Origin of the sequence: Paenarthrobacter sp. OM7 (assembly GCF_029873575.1) — a bacterium.
Classification (GTDB): Bacteria; Actinomycetota; Actinomycetes; order Actinomycetales; family Micrococcaceae; genus Arthrobacter.
The window spans coordinates 4,259,019-4,275,485 of the sequence record NZ_CP123579.1 but is presented as its reverse complement, the minus strand read 5'-3'; the positions used below and the strand labels follow the sequence as shown (position 1 = coordinate 4,275,485).

At 63.2% G+C, this 16,467-nt stretch carries 14 protein-coding genes; 9 read left to right on the top strand and 5 right to left on the bottom strand.

Features of this window, described 5'->3' with window-relative positions:
- The first annotated feature begins 88 nt into the window (after window positions 1–88).
- Window positions 89–1,120, top strand: coding sequence for a hypothetical protein (locus QEH68_RS19655; protein ID WP_207595343.1), 1,032 nt, complete (start codon window positions 89–91; stop codon window positions 1,118–1,120).
- Window positions 1,101–1,640: a hypothetical protein gene (locus tag QEH68_RS19650; RefSeq protein WP_280624409.1), complete on the top strand. Its 540-nt coding sequence runs from the start codon at window positions 1,101–1,103 to the stop codon at window positions 1,638–1,640. Before QEH68_RS19655 ends, QEH68_RS19650 begins: the two co-directional genes overlap by 20 nt.
- 358 nt (window positions 1,641–1,998) lie before the next feature.
- Here QEH68_RS19650 and QEH68_RS19645 read toward each other — a convergent pair whose 3' ends face one another.
- Both QEH68_RS19645 and QEH68_RS19640 read right to left on the bottom strand, forming a co-directional pair.
- Entirely contained in the window at window positions 1,999–2,823 is an 825-nt protein-coding gene (locus tag QEH68_RS19645) for a GerMN domain-containing protein (protein ID WP_280624407.1), read from the bottom strand.
- Between the two features lie 190 nt (window positions 2,824–3,013).
- Window positions 3,014–3,580, bottom strand: a complete 567-nt coding sequence (locus QEH68_RS19640; RefSeq protein WP_280624405.1) for an NAD(P)H-dependent oxidoreductase — start codon at window positions 3,578–3,580, stop codon at window positions 3,014–3,016.
- A gap of 125 nt (window positions 3,581–3,705) precedes the next feature.
- On the opposite strand from QEH68_RS19640, the gene QEH68_RS19635 reads away from it, so the two are divergent.
- From QEH68_RS19635 to QEH68_RS19610, 6 genes are all read left to right on the top strand, one after another.
- The gene (locus QEH68_RS19635; protein WP_280624403.1) at window positions 3,706–4,311 is read left to right on the top strand and encodes a helix-turn-helix domain-containing protein; all 606 of its coding nucleotides are present in this window, start codon (window positions 3,706–3,708) and stop codon (window positions 4,309–4,311) included.
- Between the two features lie 363 nt (window positions 4,312–4,674).
- Window positions 4,675–5,658 carry an ABC transporter permease gene (locus QEH68_RS19630; RefSeq protein WP_207595337.1) on the top strand — a complete coding sequence of 328 codons (984 nt, stop codon included), beginning with the start codon at window positions 4,675–4,677 and terminating at the stop codon, window positions 5,656–5,658.
- On the top strand, window positions 5,658–6,620 hold the full coding sequence (locus QEH68_RS19625) for an ABC transporter permease (protein ID WP_207595336.1): 963 nt from the start codon (window positions 5,658–5,660) through the stop codon (window positions 6,618–6,620). The genes QEH68_RS19630 and QEH68_RS19625 overlap by 1 nt, the downstream gene beginning before the upstream one ends.
- Window positions 6,617–8,782, top strand: coding sequence for an ABC transporter ATP-binding protein (locus QEH68_RS19620; protein WP_280624400.1), 2,166 nt, complete (start codon window positions 6,617–6,619; stop codon window positions 8,780–8,782). The genes QEH68_RS19625 and QEH68_RS19620 overlap by 4 nt, the downstream gene beginning before the upstream one ends.
- A 76-nt stretch (window positions 8,783–8,858) precedes the next feature.
- Window positions 8,859–10,586: an ABC transporter family substrate-binding protein gene (locus QEH68_RS19615; protein WP_207595334.1), complete on the top strand. Its 1,728-nt coding sequence runs from the start codon at window positions 8,859–8,861 to the stop codon at window positions 10,584–10,586.
- A gap of 205 nt (window positions 10,587–10,791) precedes the next feature.
- A complete protein-coding gene (locus QEH68_RS19610) occupies window positions 10,792–11,838 on the top strand; it encodes a Gfo/Idh/MocA family oxidoreductase (RefSeq protein ID WP_280624398.1) in 1,047 nt (348 codons plus the stop codon).
- On the opposite strand, the gene QEH68_RS19605 is transcribed toward QEH68_RS19610, so the two are convergent.
- The 3 genes from QEH68_RS19605 to ald form a co-directional block, all read right to left on the bottom strand.
- Window positions 11,822–12,304 (bottom strand): hypothetical protein, encoded by a 483-nt coding sequence (locus QEH68_RS19605; RefSeq protein WP_089596573.1) that lies wholly within the window; start codon window positions 12,302–12,304, stop codon window positions 11,822–11,824. The two genes, QEH68_RS19610 and QEH68_RS19605, sit on opposite strands and share 17 nt — an antisense overlap.
- 34 nt (window positions 12,305–12,338) lie before the next feature.
- Window positions 12,339–13,532: a hypothetical protein gene (locus QEH68_RS19600; RefSeq protein WP_280624395.1), complete on the bottom strand. Its 1,194-nt coding sequence runs from the start codon at window positions 13,530–13,532 to the stop codon at window positions 12,339–12,341.
- 221 nt (window positions 13,533–13,753) lie between these two features.
- Window positions 13,754–14,872, bottom strand: a complete 1,119-nt coding sequence (ald, locus tag QEH68_RS19595) for an alanine dehydrogenase (RefSeq protein ID WP_091463716.1) — start codon at window positions 14,870–14,872, stop codon at window positions 13,754–13,756.
- 208 nt (window positions 14,873–15,080) lie between these two features.
- On the opposite strand from ald, the gene QEH68_RS19590 reads away from it, so the two are divergent.
- Entirely contained in the window at window positions 15,081–16,295 is a 1,215-nt protein-coding gene (locus QEH68_RS19590; protein ID WP_280624392.1) for a helix-turn-helix domain-containing protein, read from the top strand.
- The last annotated feature ends 172 nt before the right edge of the window (window positions 16,296–16,467 follow it).

Here is a 16,467-nt window from a genome sequence, read left to right as displayed (position 1 = left end):
ACGCAGGACGGCGGAGCCCGCCTTTAATGTCGGACCTCACCGATAGCTTGGGATCTGTAGCAAAGGCCACCACGGCAGGGGAGTACGGATGGCACGACGCAGTGTGCAGTTTTGGCGGATCGAACAGCTGAACGGTGATGAGCTCAGCCGTCCCTTTCCGGCGCGCCGGGTAGTGGAGGTCCTGAAGAAAGCCCAGGATTCCGCGACGGACCGGCATTTCACCAGTGTGGACGGGACTGTGTTGCTCGCGCAGGCGGTGGCATCCTCGCCTCATCCTGTGCTGTTGCTGGACCGTGTCCGGGATACCAACCTACCGAGTGTCGGCGACGCCCTTGGCCGGCGTAAACCACTCCCGCTGGCTCCCGGCGACCACCTCCTGGAGACCACCTATTTCGCTTTCCTGAAAAGGAACGTCATCGCCGTGCTCACCAGCGGTAACGGGCCCCGGGCATCCCGGATGGGGGAGTACCTCGGAGGGATGCTGGGACTGGAACCCGCCCTGGTTCCTGTGGTGAGGGAGGACATCGAGGAAATCCTCACCCGGCTTGAAGTAAGCCGTTTCGAGTTTGCGCTTCCCGCGGAGCGCCTTTCAGGGAAGCTGATGGAAGGTGAATGGGCCGACGTCCTGGAGAGCGCCTCGCGCCTCATGAACGAAGGAACGTTCCGCATTTCCCTGAGCGTGGGCCGTTCCGGGAGGGCGGAGGACAAGCAGCGGATCCGGGATCGTATTCAGCAACTCATCGACCTCTTCCGCCGGGCTGGGTCCGTGGAGCACTTTGACTACGTGGTGGCGGAGGGCAAGGACTCGCTGACAGGTGACCGGGAGGTGGTGGATCTCCTGAAGGAACGGTTCGTTTCACACATCGAGGTTGACCCGGACGTGTTCAACGATCCTCAGAAGTCAGTGGCCGAGGCCATTGCCATCCTCAACAAACAAGCCCGGGACAACGAGGCCTTCTTTGCCAGGACCCTGCCGGACGTCAAGGGCCCTGCTGACTCGAGCCTGGTGCCGGACATCGTTGCGGGCGGAATGACTGCTGTGCGCGAGGCTCTCGCCGCCGCGGCACTCGCTGATGAAGCCGCGGCAGGCGGTGCCGGCCATGAGCTTGTACGAGGTTGATATCGAACGCTCCGGAAGGCGACGGACCCTGTGGCGGTGGTTCCTGCTGCATCCCACTGCCGACTACCTGTGGGCGGTTCTTGCCGTCCTGATCTGGTGGGGCATTACATTGCTGGCGCGTCAGCCGTTGTTGCTGGAAGGGGTTGATGCCGGAACCCGGCGAACCCTCTTCCAAACGCTCGCTACCTTGGCCGGCGCCACGGCCGGGCTGACACTCACCAGTGTTTCCATGCTTATCAATGTGCTGGGCAAGAAAGCCGCGCCGGGCCAGCGGGAACTTCCCCTGGAGAAATTATCGGCAACCCATCGCCGCCAGATCGGTGAGGTGTTTCTGTTCGCCATCCCCGGGCTTGGCCTGCTGCTGATCGCTGCGCTGGTCACCATGGTGCTGGAAGGAGGCGCGCCCACTGGCTTGTGGATTCCCGAGGGTGTGGTGTTCGTACTGGCGTTCGCTTCTGCCTTGGCTTTGTTGCGGGTGGCCTGGGCCCTCCGGAGGGTGCTGGCGATCGCGACTGCGTGATGAAGGTGGCCGATTCTTCGAGGACCGGTCCGGCTCCTTTACCGCCGCGACCACTTCCACGGGTTCCAGCACCCTGAAACTGAAGAAATGTGCGGTAACCAGCACCCGATCACCACGAGACACGGGATTCGGTGAATCGACGGAGAATCCGCTTGCGGTCTTCACTCCCCACCGCAGCACCTGCTCCGTGACGCGTTCCCAAACACCATTGGCTCCCGTGCTCGGAGATATCACCGCAGTGATCTCCGAGCGGCGGTAGCCGTCGCAGCAGCGGGCCAGACCTGTTCGTCAGGACATGTCATCAAGCGTTTTCCCCCAAAGAGTTGCTCTCCAAAGACTCTGCTCACCGTACCGCTGCTCACCGTACGCTGAGGGCCTCCGTCAACGTCCTGCCGTTCACATAGATCTCGGCCCGCGACGCACCGCTGGCCGCCACGATGGTCTGCGTCAGTTGCGCCTGGATGCGTGGAATGTCGCATACACCCCCGGGCCGCAGTGACCCGCTGAGGTTCACCACCACGGTGGCCCCGCTCATGTAGCCGGACAGGTAGCGCAGGGAGGAGCCGGCCAGGGCATCGTAGAGGGCTGCATCGCTGTCCACCGGCATTCCTGCCTCCAGCAGCCGGCCCAGCGCCACGGTCAGCGGATCCCCGGGAACGGCCATGCCGCGGACGGGAACAAGGCTGTCGTTGCAGCCGAACCGCACGCCACGGGCGCCGCCGTCGTCGATTGCCACGTAGTACACCGCCGGACCGGAGGCATCCACGGTCTTTACCGTGCCGGTTTCTGCAGGCTCCGGAGCGCTGGTGCCCGGTTCGGGTGAAGGCTCGACGGCGGCACGCGGCTGGGTAGGCGCGGCTGCGGAAACGTCCGGGGTGCCCGGGGGAGCGGATGAAGGTGCCGGCGGTGTTGGTGTTGCCGGCGAGGGCGGCGCGGCGGATACGGAAACGGACGGCGTGCCGGGGACTACGGGGGCAGAAGCCGGGGCAACAGGGCGCGACGCAGAAGGCGTTGCACTCTGTGAGGGTGCCGTCGGCGTCACAGAGACGGTCGGCAAAGGGGCTGCGCCTTCGGGGACAGCGGGATCTGCGGGGACAGTGGTGCAGCCAGCCACTCCCAGGCTGAAGAAGAGGCAGGCAGCCGTGATCGCCGTCGTACTTTTTAGTCCCCGTCCGGCATACATGACAGCCCCGCGCTCCTGTCCACCTGTAACTCCAACGTTAGGCCGGGTGGACGGAACACAACATGCCGCTACGGTGACGGTTCGGACAAGAGTTGGTCACGCTGGGGCTGTCCGGCAGGCCAACAGTCGGCAGGAACGCGAAGGCCCCCGCCCCGCACAAAAGCGGAACGGGGGCGTTGAAGGCGAAAGACTAGGCTGCTGCTTCTTCGTCCTGGGCGGCCGTCAGCGGCTCGAAGATGCCCTTGATCTGCTCTACGACCTCGGCGTCGTCCTTCGGGTGCAGTTCGGCGAAGCGGATCATCGAACCCGGGACGGCCAGCTTGACGTCTTCCAGGACCTTGGCACCTGCGATGCCGGCTGCTTTGCGGGCCTCGTCCTGGGCCCACACGCCACCGAACTGGCCAAAAGCGGTTCCGACGACGGCGGTCGGCTTGCCGGAGAGGGCGCCGGCGCCGAACGGGCGGGACAGCCAGTCAATGGCGTTCTTCAGCGAGGCGGGCATGGTGCCGTTGTGCTCGGGGGTGACCAGCAGGATGGTGTCGGCGTCGGCTGCTGCGGCGCGGAGTGCGGCGGCTTCGGCGGGGATCTGACCTTCGACGTCGATGTCCTCGTTGTAGAACGGGATGTTGCCCAGCGAGCCGTGGATCTGCACATCAACATTCTCAGGCGCGTTCAGCTGGATGGCTTCGGCGAGCTTCTTGTTGTGGGAATCGGCGCGGAGGCTGCCGACGAGGGTAAGAACGGTGCTCTTGGACATGGTGTCTCCTTGTGTCTGGCCGGGTACCTTGCGGAACCCGACCTGCGGTATCTGGGCTTTGGAGCCTTCATCGATACTAAACGGACTATGGTCCGCTTTCTATTCCCGGGGTCTAGAATATTTCTGTGAGCTCCATCCCTCTTCGGCCGGACGTGCCCCTGGGCGCGCCCCACGAGCGCAGCGATGCCGCCCGAAATCGTGAGCGCCTCCTCAACGCTGCCCGGGACTTGGTGGCCGAGTTCGGCGCGGAAGCACTCACTATGGACGCGCTCGCCTGCAAGGCCCACGTAGGCAAGGGCACTGTCTTCCGCCGGTTCGGCAGCAGGGCGGGGCTCATGATGACTCTGTTGAGCGATTCTGAATCCGAGTTCCAACACGGCTTCATGTTCGGGCCACCACCGCTGGGTCCAGGCGCCGCCGCAAAGGAACGACTGATTGCGTTCGGCGAAGGGCGGATCTTCTTCGTCCTGGAAAACGGCGAACTCCTGAAGGCGGCGGGTGCTGCCACCCGCAACAGGTTCGATGTCCCCGCAACCAAGCTCTCCCACCGCCACATGGAGATCTTGCTCCGCGAGGCCGGGATTGCTGATCCCTGGGTGATGGCCATGTCCCTGACCTATGCCCTGGACCCTGAGCGCATTGTGGATGACGTCCGAGTGCGCGGCATTTCACCCACGCGCCTCACGGACTCCTGGCGCGAACTGATCACGCGGCTGCTGCCTGCCGCCTGACTGCCCGCGGGTGGGCCGCAACCCGCCACTGCCGGCCGCGCAACCCGCCGCCCCGCCCTGTTAGCGCCCCCATTGCCGCTACTTCAGGCGCATAAGTGCCATTGGCGTCGGTAACGTGACGCAGTCTGCACATAACAATCTGGCTGCAGGCGGGAAACTGGACGCGAGGAAGCAAAACGTGAAGCAGTTATTGTGGTAGTTTCCTCTTGAATGTGACGCATGCCATACAGGGCTGGTGATCACTGAAGGGGTGTGGGGGACCCAAGAACCCGCTGCATCAATTCGTAGCTGACGCCGGCCACAGCCGGGAACCGCGGAAGGACGAGCATTGAGTTTTGCCACGATTCGGGGCAGCCGCCCGACATGCTGAAATATCTGATGAAGCGGTCGGGCATCTACCTGATCATGATCTTCCTGACCACCAGCGCCGGGTATTTCCTGGCAGTCTCCTCGCTCAAGCCGGCGGTTCTGGAGCAAGAGAAAATTCCGCGGCCAACCCCGGAACAGGTAGCAGCGTCATTCCGTGGACTGGGACTTGACCCGGAGTTAAACCCCTGGGAACGGTACATTCAGTGGCTTGGCGGCATCGTCACCCGCTGGGACTGGGGACGCAGCCCGAACGGCGCGTTCGTCAACGCCGAGTTCGCGGACCGCGTGATGGTCTCCACCCGGCTGTTCATCGCCTCCATCATCCTGACCCTGGTCATCGGCGTCGCACTCGGTGTCTATTCCGCCGCACGCCAGTACAAGTTCCAAGACCGTGTCATCACGTCCTACAGCTACCTGGTCCACATCCTCCCAGCGCCCATCGCCTACTTCCTGGTGCAGCTCGGCGCCATCAGCATCAACGAGGCCGTTGGGGAGCGCATCTTCTTCGTGACGGGAATTTCGACGCCGGGAATCGACCCTGGCTGGCCGGCTTTCGTGGACTTGGTTGCCCACTACGCCGTGCCCACCTTCGCGATGACCATCTTTGGTTGGGCCGGTTACCAGATCGCCCAGCGGCAGTATCTCCTGGACAACGTCAATGCCGACTTTGTCCGCACAGCACGGGCCAAGGGGCTCACCCGCAACCAGGCCATCCGAAAGCACGCCCTGCGCGTCTCCTTCATCCCGGTCGCCCAGAGCATCGCGTTCACCATCCCGGCGATCTTCACCGGCGGCTTCTTCGCCGAGGCCATCTTCGCGTGGCCGGGCATCGGCCTCTGGAGCATCCAGGCCATCAGCCTGCAGGATGTCAACGTCGCCACCGCCACGCTGGCCTACGGCTCCGTGATCTTCGCGATCGGGGCCATCCTTGCCGACTTCGCCACCACGCTGGTCGATCCACGAGTGAGGGTCCAGTAATGACCAACATCATCGATCCCATTGCGGAAATCGACGAATCCCGGGTCGGCGACCAGGACGTCGTCATCGGCAAGTCCCGCATCATCTTCCGTCGCTTCATGCGGAACCGTACCGCCGTCGCCGGGTTGTTCATCTTCCTCGCGTTGTTCCTCTTCTCGATTTTCGGCGGGTTCCTGACGTCGTGGGACAAAGACACGCTTGATCCGTTGAACATTGGTATGCCGCCCTCGCCGGACCACCTGCTGGGCACCACGCAGGCCGGCATCGACCTCATGGCGCTCATTGTGGACGGCACGCGGACTTCCATCCTCATCGGCTTGATCGTGGGCGGCATTTCGGTGCTGATTTCCGCGGTGTATGGCTGCACCATGGCCTTCTTCGGCGGCAAGGTGGACGCCACCATGCTGTTCATCCTCGAAGCACTCATCATGATGCCCGCCATCCTGGTAGTGGCCGTTGCAACCAGCGGCAGCGGTGGTCTGAAGGACCTCCCCAGCTGGCTCCTGCTCGTCGTCGTCCTGCTGTTCTTCAGCTGGATGGGAACTGCCCGCCTGGTGCGTTCGCTGTCGTTGTCGCTCATGCAGCGTGATTACGTCAAAGCCGCCAAGTACATGGGCGTCCCGTCCCGCCGCATCGTGTGGCGCCACCTGGTTCCGAACATTGGCTCATTGCTGGTGCTCGATTTCACCCGCGGCATCACCGGCGCAATCCTGGCCGAAGTTGCGTTCTCCTTCATCGGCATCGGCATCAAACTTCCAGACGTCAGCCTGGGTGTCCTGATTGGCCAGGCCACGGGCCAGGTGTCCTCCTTCCCGTGGATGTTCTGGGTACCGCTGACTGTCATGTTCCTGCTGACCGGTTCGCTGGCCATGATGAACGACGGCCTCCGCGACGCCTTCGACCCCAGCTCCAGCTCCATCGGCCGGGCGAAGACCAAGACCGCAAAGAAGGTCAACAAATGAGCACCAACATCTCCCACACGCCGGCCGAACGCCTCCGCGACGCTGGACTTTACGCTCCCGGCGACGCCGTCCTCAGCGTTCGCGACCTCAACGTCCGCTTCAACTCCGAAAACGGTGTGGTCCATGCTGTCCGCGGAGTGGATTTCGATCTCATGCCCGGGAAGACCCTGGGCATCGTGGGTGAGTCCGGCTCCGGCAAGTCCGTGACGTCCATGGCCGTCATGGGGCTGCTCCCCGAAACCGCGGACATCACCGGCTCCGTGCGCTTCAAGGGCAAGGAGCTCCTTGGCCTGTCTGACAAAGCCATGTGCAAGCACCGCGGCAGTGACATTGCCATGGTGTTCCAGGATCCGCTGTCCTCGCTGACGCCCGTCTACACGGTGGGCAACCAGATCATTGAGGCGCTGACGGTCCACAACCCCACCATGAGCAAGCAGGCCAAAGAAGCCCGCGCCGTCGACCTTCTACGCATGGTGGGCATCCCGAGCCCTAAGGACCGGCTGAAGGCCTTCCCGCATGAGTTTTCCGGTGGCATGCGCCAGCGCGTCATGATCGCCATCGCGATTGCCAACGATCCTCGGGTGCTCATCGCTGATGAACCCACGACGGCGTTGGACGTCACCATCCAGGCGCAGGTGCTGGAAGTCCTGCACACGGCGCAGGAGGAGACCGGCGCCGCCGTCGTCATGATCACCCATGACCTCGGTGTCGTAGCGGGCATGGCCGACGACATCATGGTGATGTACGCGGGCAAGCCGGTGGAGACCGGCACTGTGGAGGACATCTACTACAACCCCCGGATGCCATATACCTTGGGCCTGCTCGGGGCCGTGCCGCGTGTGGATACCTCGGGCAAGCAGTCGCTGGTGCCCATCGAAGGGACCCCGCCCAACCTGGCGTTGCCCGTCACTGGATGCTCCTTCGCCGCTCGGTGCCCGATGGTGAGCGATGCCTGCCTTCAGGGCGAACCGGAACTGTTCCCGGTGCCCGGAGTTGAAGGTCAGACTTTGGGTCACAAGGCAGCCTGCATTAAGGCAGACCAGCTCAGCGGCGACGCTGACGCCCACAAGATTTTCCACGCGCCGCCCAAGCCGGTGTCAAAGTTCGACGGCGTTGCCCGCGTCGAGCGCGACAAGGTCCTGGAACTCAAGGATGTAAAAAAGCACTTCCCGCTGCTCAAGGGTGCCCTGATCAAGCGGCGGATCGGCACGGTCAAGGCCGTGGACGGGCTGAGCTTCGACATCCGCGAGGGCGAGTGCGTCTCCATCGTGGGCGAGTCCGGTTGCGGTAAGACCACCACGCTCCTGGAGATCATGGAATTCCACCCGGATCAGATGGGCGAAGTCATCATCGGGGGCGTCAGCAACAAAGTGGCTACCGACCACAAGACCAAGATGGCCATGCGCAAGGAAATGCAGATGGTTTTCCAGGACCCCACCGGCGCCCTGGATCCACGCTTCACCGTGTATGAAGTCTTGGCTGAGCCCTTGGAAAACCTCGGGATGCCCAAGGCCGCCATCAAGAAACGCATCATGGAACTCATGAAGCTGGTGGGCCTGCAGCCTGACCACGTGAACCGCTTCCCCAACCAGTTCTCCGGCGGTCAGCGCCAGCGTATCGGCATAGCCCGGGCTCTGGCGGTCAATCCCAAGCTCGTGGTCCTGGACGAGCCGGTTTCTGCCTTGGACGTCTCCGTCCAAGCCGGAGTCATCAACCTGTTGGACAAGCTCCGGGCCGAATTGGGGCTGAGCTACCTGATGGTGGCCCACGACCTCTCCGTGGTCCGCCACATTTCAGACCGGGTTGCCGTGATGTATCTGGGCAAGATCGTGGAGACCGGTGACGTAGACGATGTCTTCGACAATCCGCGCCACCCTTACACCCGGGCGCTTTTGTCCGCCATCCCGGTGCCCGACCCGAACCTGGAACGTACCCGCGAACGCATCATCCTGCAGGGTGACCTTCCCAGCCCGCTTGATGCTCCCAAGGGATGCAATTTCGCCACCCGTTGTCCCGTGTTCGCCGCACTACCTGCCGCAAAGCAGGAGAAGTGCCTTACTCTGGAGCCGCCATTGGCTTCTGAGAAGGAAGGCGCGCAGGACTTCGCCTGCTTCTTCCCGGACGGAGAGCTGGATGCCGACATGCTGGTGGTGCATGCCTGACGACATATGAAGCATTGAATACATCCCTGGTCTCAACTCGCAAAGATATTTCAGTCGTAAACACGAAGGGCAAACCATGAAGAAGTACACGACGATTGGCGGCGTAGCGCTCGTAGCAACGCTCATGCTGACCGCTTGCGGCGGGGGAACGCCGTCGGGTCCGGCCTCGCAGAAGGCAGAAGAAAGTGGCGGCGACATCAGCAAGCTGATCAGCGTCAACGCCAAGGAAGCAAAAGATCTTGAGCAGGGCGGCACTGTCACCCTGGGCGTGGGCAGCATTGGACCGGACTTCAATGGTTTCTCCAATGTCGGCAACAGCGCGGATACTTCTGCACTGCTGACACCGGTCAACCCGGCTGCCATCAGCAGCGGTGGAATCGGTGGCTGCTGGAAACTGGACTTCAGTGGCAAGGCAGAGCCCAACAAGGACTTCTGCGAAGAGGTCAAGAGCGAGGTCAAGGATGGCAAGCAGACCATCACCATCAAGGTCAACGAGAAGGCCACCTGGAACGATGGCACACCGATCGACGTCAAGACGTTCCAGAACACTTGGAACATGTTGAAGGGTGAAGACAAGGCCATCGACATTGTCACGGCAGGCAACTACGCCTTCGTTGACTCGGTCGAGGCCGGCGCCAACGACAAGGAAGTCGTTGTTACCACCACCCAGCCTGTCTACCCGCTGGACTCACTCTTCTTCGGATTGATCCACCCGGCCAATAACTCCGCGGAGACCTTCAACACCGGTTTCGCGGGCAACATGCACCCCGAGTGGATGGCCGGCCCGTTCAAGGTTGAAAACTACGACACCACCGCCAAGACGGTCACCATGGTTCCGAACGAGAAGTGGTGGGGCCAGAAGCCGGTCCTCGAGAAGGTCATCTGGCGCCAGATGGAGCCGAGTGCAACCATCGCCGCGTTCAAGAACGGCGAAATCGACGCAGCCAACGGCCGCACCCTGGGGCGCTACAAGCAGCTCGAAGGGACCACCGACTCCGAGATCCGTCGTGGCCAGCGCCTGTTCGCAGGTGGCTTGAACCTGAACGCCAAGCGCCCTGCCCTCACCGACGTTGCCGTGCGTAAGGCGATCTTCACCGCCGTCGACCGCAAGGCCATCCGCGATGTCCGCTTCAACGGCCTGAACTGGTCCGAAGAGAGCTCAGGTTCCATGATGCTCATGCCGTTCTCCGAGTACTACCAGGACAACTACCCCGTGAAGGACACCGGAGCAGATGCAGCCAAGAAGGTCTTGACCGACGCTGGCTACACGGCCAACGACAAGGGCATCATGGCGAAGGATGGCGTCCCGGTCGCCTTCAAGATCACCAACTTCGGTGACGACCCCACTACCGCTGCCACCTCCCAGACCCTGCAGAAGCAGCTCCAGGCCGCCGGCATGGATGTTTCCATCGACCAGCGCGGCGACGCTGACTTCGGCAAGGTTGTTGGCTCACGCGAGTTCGATGTCACCATCTCCGGGTACACCGTTGGCCCGGACGCTACCGACGCTGTGAAGCAGTACTACGACTCCGAGACCAACGAAAATGGCTTGGGCGACGCTGAACTTGATGCCGAGATCAAGCGACTTTCGAGCATCGCGGATGACGCCGAGCGCAACAAGGCCGCCATGGAGGTAGAGAAGAAGCACATGGAGAAGTACTTCTCCATGGGCGTCGTGATGAACGGCCCGGAGATCCAGTTCGTGCGCAAGGGTCTGGCCAACTACGGCCCGTCCCTGTTCCAGAGCCTCTCCAACGTTCCGGACTGGACCACCCTCGGCTGGGAAAAGGGCGCCAAGAAGTAGCCTCCCCGCTGTAGTTGTCCAAGATGTAGTTTCCAGAAGGCCGGGAACATCCCCAACCTGTTCATCGGGTCGGGGAGGTTCCCGGCCTTCGCCGTCCCCACGCTCTCTCACGTCCCGCGTGCTTGGGTCGGACGCTCTCTCACCCGGTGATAGAGGGTTGGCGTGAAAGGGCTATTACGTGAGAGAGGGTCGGTAGCCTAGGGTCATGACTTCCCAGCCGATCCGTACCGCCGTGGCAGGTTTTGGCCTGTCGGGCAGCGTCTTTCACGCGCCCTTCATTGCCAGCAACCCTGCATATGAGCTTGCCGTCATCTCCACCTCGGACGAGTCGCGCCAAGCCAAGGCCAAGGACCGCTACCCGCAGGCCACCATTGTCAGCACGCCGGAGGACATCCTGGCGCTGGCTGACCAGCTGGACCTCATCGTCCTGGGCACACCGCCCGCAACCCATTTCCCGCTCGCGAAAGCCGCGCTGGAAGCCGGGCTCGACGTCGTCGTGGACAAACCGTTCACGGTCCGCAGCGCCGAGGGCGAGGAACTGATCCGACTGGCAGCGAAATTGGGCCGTGTCCTCACCGTGTACCAAAACCGGCGCTGGGACGGCGACTCGCTCACCGTCAGGAAATTGCTCGACGCCGGAACACTGGGGACAGTGACCAGATTCGAGGTGGGAATGGAGCGTTGGGCGCCGGAGATCGCCAAAGCCTGGAAGGCCAGTGCTACTGCGGAAGACGGCGGCGGTGTCCTGTTCGACCTCGGCACCCACGTTCTGGACCTGTGCCTGCAGTTCTTTGGTCCAGCCACCGTCACCTACGCGGAAATCCAGGCGCGCCGTCCCCAGGAAAGCGTCGATGACGATGTCTTCCTGGCACTCCGGCACCAGTCCAGCGTGGTCAGCCATGTCACCATCAACCTGACCAGCCACCTGCACGGCCCGCGCTTCCGCGTCCTCGGCACCGAGGGTGGCTTCGTGAAGTTCGGCGCCGACCCCCAGGAGCCCTACGTGCTGGGAGGCGGGCTCCCTACGGACGCGCGGTACGGCGTCGAACCCGCAGAAAACCATGGCACGCTGGAACTGAACGGGCAGCGCATCCAGGTCCCCACAGAGCGTGGCGCCTACCCCGAGTTCTACCGGATTCTGGCGGAAAAGCTCGACGACGGCGGCACAGCCTCGGCGCTTCCCTTGCCTGTTGATCCGGACGGCTCCGTTGCGGTGCTGAAGCTGATTGAGCAGGCTAGGACGCTGGCGTAACGTCCGCGCTGGCAACCAGCGAGTAGATGGCCTTGAGGTCGTCGTTGCCTTCAGTGGGCTGGCAACTGCCCGTCAGCTGGACAATATCCGCTGCGGTCTCGTGGTGAACTACCGTGACGGCGGTGAACTGGGCCAGCGAGCCGGCCTGCGGATGCGTGTAGCGTGCTTCGCGTACGTGCCAATCCCGGCCATTGATCACCACCGGCTCCGTGCCCAGCAGAACTGCATCCGGCAAGGCGTCCAGGAACGAGTCCACGGACGCGGCGATGTCCTGGAGCTGATAGCCGGGCAAGCGGCGCGACACGGAAATCACCACATTCGCCGTGTAGCGTCCTTCCGCAGCGGGTGCCATCAGGGCGCCCACCGCATCGGGGACAACTTGCTGGGACCATCCCGCGGGCGCGTTGAGTTTGATGGAGGGGTAGGCGGGGAACTCGGCGGATGGGAAAACCTGGTGCGATGTCATGGGAGCCCTTTCGGAGCGCTGTCAGTGCAGGAAGCTATTTGCTGAGGAAGTCGACGAACCCGGTTACTGAATCAACGAACCCGGACGGGCTGATGGTGATCTGGCCACCTGCTCCCAGTCCCAGCTCCGCAGTGATCTTGGCACCCGCGCCGAGGGTCAGTCCGTCTTCGTCCATGGAAGCCGTAAAGAAGTGACCCTCCCCGGCTCCGGCGGCAACTGTTGCGTTGAGGGTCAGCGTCTGGCCCAAAACTTCGACGTACCGGCTCCCGGTCAGTTCCGCTCCGGCACCTGCGCTGAAGGCTGTACCGGTTGTCTCGCTGCCCTTGACGCTCAGCTCGCCTTCGCCGGCGCTTGCCCAGGCACCGGCGCGCAGTTCTCCGCCCTGCCCCAGGGAGAACAGCCCTCCGGCGAAGTCGGTCTTGTTATCCATCGTGACCTTCTGACCGGCAAAACCCTCACCGCCCGCAGAAAACAGGAATGGGCTGGTCGCTTCGGCGTGTGCGCTGGCCTCTACTCCGGTCATCATTCGCGTGGTAGAGGTGTTGGTGACCCAGCCATCGAAGAAGTCGGACCGCACGGTGGTGGTGTTCTCGGCCCCTGCAAAAGCTTCGCCGGTGGCGCTGGCATGGGGGAGCCGCAGCCCGGAGGGCACGCTTGCATCGAACTCGCCGTTGGCGCGCGCTCCGATGAATGTTTCGTTGGTGACAGTGGTGTCCACCGGCCCGTATCCGGATTTCGCTGTCCACGTCATCTCACCGCCAGTGGACGCATCACCGGAGCCACCAATCGCGATTCCGCCCGGCCCCATGGATCCGTGCGTTTCGCCCGATGCCTGACTGTCGAATCCGCCCTTGCCTTCCACAGTGACCGGACCGAAGGTGGTGGGATCAAAAGTGAACCCCAGCGGCCCTGAGGGGCTTCTGCCCTTTCCGTCACCAAGCCCCCGTCCCGCCCCGCCCAGCGAGGCTTGCTCCTGCTGGTCGGCATTGAGTTTCAGGGCGCGGGCGTTGTCCTTGAGGCAAACCGCTGCCGCACCGAGCCGTCCGTACAGCTGGCTGTGCCAGTTGCTGCGGAATTGCTCGGCATCGTTTCCCCGCCAATAGTGGCCATTCTGGATGAGCACATTGAGCTGCTGTTGAAGTGTGGTGATCTTCTCAGCTTCGGAGTCCATCACTGCCGAGAGTCGGCGGAGATCACCGACGTCGGCGCCTACCAGTCCCTGCCCCATTATGTACTCAGCCCCATCACGTATCCCCTGAACGTAGCGACATTGGTAAAAACCTGCGGACCAGTCGTGGCACCAGGCGTCTCCCGAGCATAACTACTGCGGAACAGGGCTGCCATGGGGAGAACTACCGGGGTGGATAACGTTGCGGGTTAAACCGCGACGGCGGGGTGCGGCTTCGTGTGGAAGCCGCACCCCGCCGTCGTGTTTGTTAGGCCTTGGAACTACGCGGAGACCAGGGTGTGCCAGTCGTTGACGAGGGGCAGGTTGTGCGCCTCGGAAACGGAGTGGTGTGCCACGTGGCCGGCGGCGATATTGAGGCCGGCAGCCAGCGCGGGGTCGCGGTCGAAGGCAGCCTTGACGCCCAGGTTGGCCAGTGCCACGGCGTAGCGCAGGGTGACGTTCGTCAGTGCGTACGTGGAGGTGTTGGGAACAGCGCCAGGCATGTTGGCAACGCAGTAGAAGATCGAGTTGTGGACCTTGTACGTCGGTTCCTGGTGGGTGGTGGGGTGCGTGTCCTCGAAGCAGCCGCCCTGGTCAACAGCGATGTCCACCAGGACCGAGCCCGGCTTCATGCGGGCAACGAGCTCGTTGGTGACCAGTTTGGGAGCCTTGGCGCCCGGGATCAGGACGGAACCGATGACGAGATCTGCATCGATGACTGACTTCTCGATCTCGTAAGCGTTGGAGGCAACGGTCTTCAGGCGGCCCTGGTAGAGGGCGTCGAGTTCACGCAGCCGGTTGATGTTGATGTCCATGATGGTGACATCAGCACCAAGGCCCAGCGCCATGGCAGCGGCGTTGGTTCCTGCAACGCCGGCGCCGAGGACAACAACCTTGGCCGGGCGGACACCCGGTACGCCGCCCAGGAGGACGCCCTTGCCACCGGCGGGAGCCATCAGCGAGGAAGCGCCCACCACGACGGACAGGCGGCCTGCTACCTCGGACATCGGAGCGAGCAGCGGAAGGGTGCGGCCTTCCTGCACGGTTTCGTAAGCGATGGCCGTGACGCCGGAGTTGATGAGCTCGGCGGTGAGCTCGGGTTCTGCGGCGAGGTGCAGGTAGGTGAAGAGGATGAGGCCCTTGCGGAAGCGGTGGTACTCGGCCGCGATGGGCTCCTTGACCTTCATGACCATGTCCGCACGGCCCCAGACGTCGTCAGCTTCGTTGACGATTTCGGCGCCGGCGATCGAGTATTCCTCGTCGGTGATGCCCGAGCCGAGGCCTGCGCCACGCTCAACCAGAACGGTGTGTCCATGGGTGCGGAATTCGTGGACACCTGCGGCCGTGATGGCTACGCGGAACTCGTTGTTCTTGATTTCTTTGGGGACGCCGATGATCATCTGTGGGCTCCATCGTTAGCGGCCTTTTCGGCCGAAAATGTGTTGCGGGCTGTGATTCCAGAATAAATCCGGCTGTGAGGCAGGCGACATGGGTTTTGCCGCGCACAGGCGGAGGCGCCCCGGAAACTCAAGGATCTTCACCTCTGCAGCTCGACATTTGTCGAGCCCTGGAGCGTCAGGTGTCGCCTGCTGTTGGTACGCTTTTCTGATGCAGCAGGACGTGGAACAGATCGTTGAACGCGTGGCGTTGAAGCTGGGCCGCGGCCTGTCCCTCGAAGACCTCGACGGCGTCCTCCTCGCGTACAGCTCCAACCAGTCGCACGCCGACCGCGTCCGCGTGAACTTCCTCCTCAGCAAGCGTGTCCCCAGCGACGTCAGCGCGTGGCAACTGTCCCACGGCATCGCCACGGCGGTGCGTCCCGTCGTCGTTCCCGCCAACGAGGAACTCGGAATGTTGGGCCGCGTCTGCGTGCCGCTCCTGGTGCGCGGCTTCCGCGTGGGCTACTTGTGGGTCCAGCTGGACGTTGAAGAGCAAAGCCCGACGGCGATACTCGCCGAGTTGCCCGGCGTGCGTGATGAGTTGGACCTGTTGGCGGGTTTGCTCCTCGATTCAAACACTGCAGAGTCGGAATTCCGGCGCAGGCGTGAGCAGGAGTTCCTCTCGGCCTGCAGTGGCGAATCGAATGCCGTGGCGGCCGTGGCCGGGTGGAAGGAGATCCAAGGCCGCGGTCCATGGCAACTGGTGACCATCCTGGACGCGGACGGCGCGAGGTCCGACGTCGATCCCCTCGCCGCAACCCTGACGCACCGAACAGCTGCACTGCAGTCCACCATCGGCGTCAACGCTGCGTTGTTCAGCGCCGGAACGGAGACGCATTCCGTGGTCCTGTTTCGAGAGTCCGGTGGTCGGGCGGACCACGCCCAGGTGCTGGTCCACTATCAACTGGAACTCGCCAAGCGCTCCGGCAGGGCGGTGGACCGGGTAATCCTGGGCATCAGCGAGCCGTTCCAGGTGATCCGGCAGCTCGCAGGAGCGTACCGGCAGTCCAAGGTTGCAGCGCAGGCTGCCGCCGTCGATCAACCCCTCGGCGAGCTCGTGGACAGCCGGGCCGTAGGCGTCTATCAGCTCTTCGACCGCTTGCTGGCGCCCGGAGGTTGGGACGACACAGGTTCCGTGCACTTCCGAACGCTGGAGGACCAGGACAAGAACGGCGAACTCCTGCCCGTCCTGGAACTCCTCTATGACAGTGATGGTTCAGTGCAGGACGTCGCTGCCAAACTCCATCTCCACAGGAGCAGCATCTACAACAGGCTCGGCCGGATCCGGCAGCTCATCGGCGCTGACCCGTTGAGCGGAGTGATCCGCGTCGAATTGCACGCTGCCTTGAAAGCCCGCCGCTGGGCCGGCAGGCCGCGGATCTGAGGTTGTCAAGAACAATGAGCAGGCGCCCGGTGCGGGCGCCTGCTCATTGGTATGGTCTTGCTTTACGGGCGCCTCAGCCGCTGGCAGCTCCAGCGGCCCAATCGACGCCGGAACGTGGCCGTCCGGCTGCTGCTGCAGTACCGGCTGTGCCATCCCACATGCGTGGTGGTGC

Coding starts and splice junctions, on each gene's coding strand:
- QEH68_RS19655 (WP_207595343.1), top strand. CDS start 89: ATGGCACGACGCAGTGTGCAGTTTTGGCGGATCGAACAGCTGAACGGT.
- QEH68_RS19650 (WP_280624409.1), top strand. CDS start 1,101: ATGAGCTTGTACGAGGTTGATATCGAACGCTCCGGAAGGCGACGGACC.
- QEH68_RS19645 (WP_280624407.1), bottom strand. CDS start 2,823: ATGTATGCCGGACGGGGACTAAAAAGTACGACGGCGATCACGGCTGCC.
- QEH68_RS19640 (WP_280624405.1), bottom strand. CDS start 3,580: ATGTCCAAGAGCACCGTTCTTACCCTCGTCGGCAGCCTCCGCGCCGAT.
- QEH68_RS19630 (WP_207595337.1), top strand. CDS start 4,675: ATGCTGAAATATCTGATGAAGCGGTCGGGCATCTACCTGATCATGATC.
- QEH68_RS19625 (WP_207595336.1), top strand. CDS start 5,658: ATGACCAACATCATCGATCCCATTGCGGAAATCGACGAATCCCGGGTC.
- QEH68_RS19620 (WP_280624400.1), top strand. CDS start 6,617: ATGAGCACCAACATCTCCCACACGCCGGCCGAACGCCTCCGCGACGCT.
- QEH68_RS19615 (WP_207595334.1), top strand. CDS start 8,859: ATGAAGAAGTACACGACGATTGGCGGCGTAGCGCTCGTAGCAACGCTC.
- QEH68_RS19610 (WP_280624398.1), top strand. CDS start 10,792: ATGACTTCCCAGCCGATCCGTACCGCCGTGGCAGGTTTTGGCCTGTCG.
- QEH68_RS19605 (WP_089596573.1), bottom strand. CDS start 12,304: ATGACATCGCACCAGGTTTTCCCATCCGCCGAGTTCCCCGCCTACCCC.
- QEH68_RS19600 (WP_280624395.1), bottom strand. CDS start 13,532: ATGGGGCAGGGACTGGTAGGCGCCGACGTCGGTGATCTCCGCCGACTC.
- ald (WP_091463716.1), bottom strand. CDS start 14,872: ATGATCATCGGCGTCCCCAAAGAAATCAAGAACAACGAGTTCCGCGTA.
- QEH68_RS19590 (WP_280624392.1), top strand. CDS start 15,081: ATGCAGCAGGACGTGGAACAGATCGTTGAACGCGTGGCGTTGAAGCTG.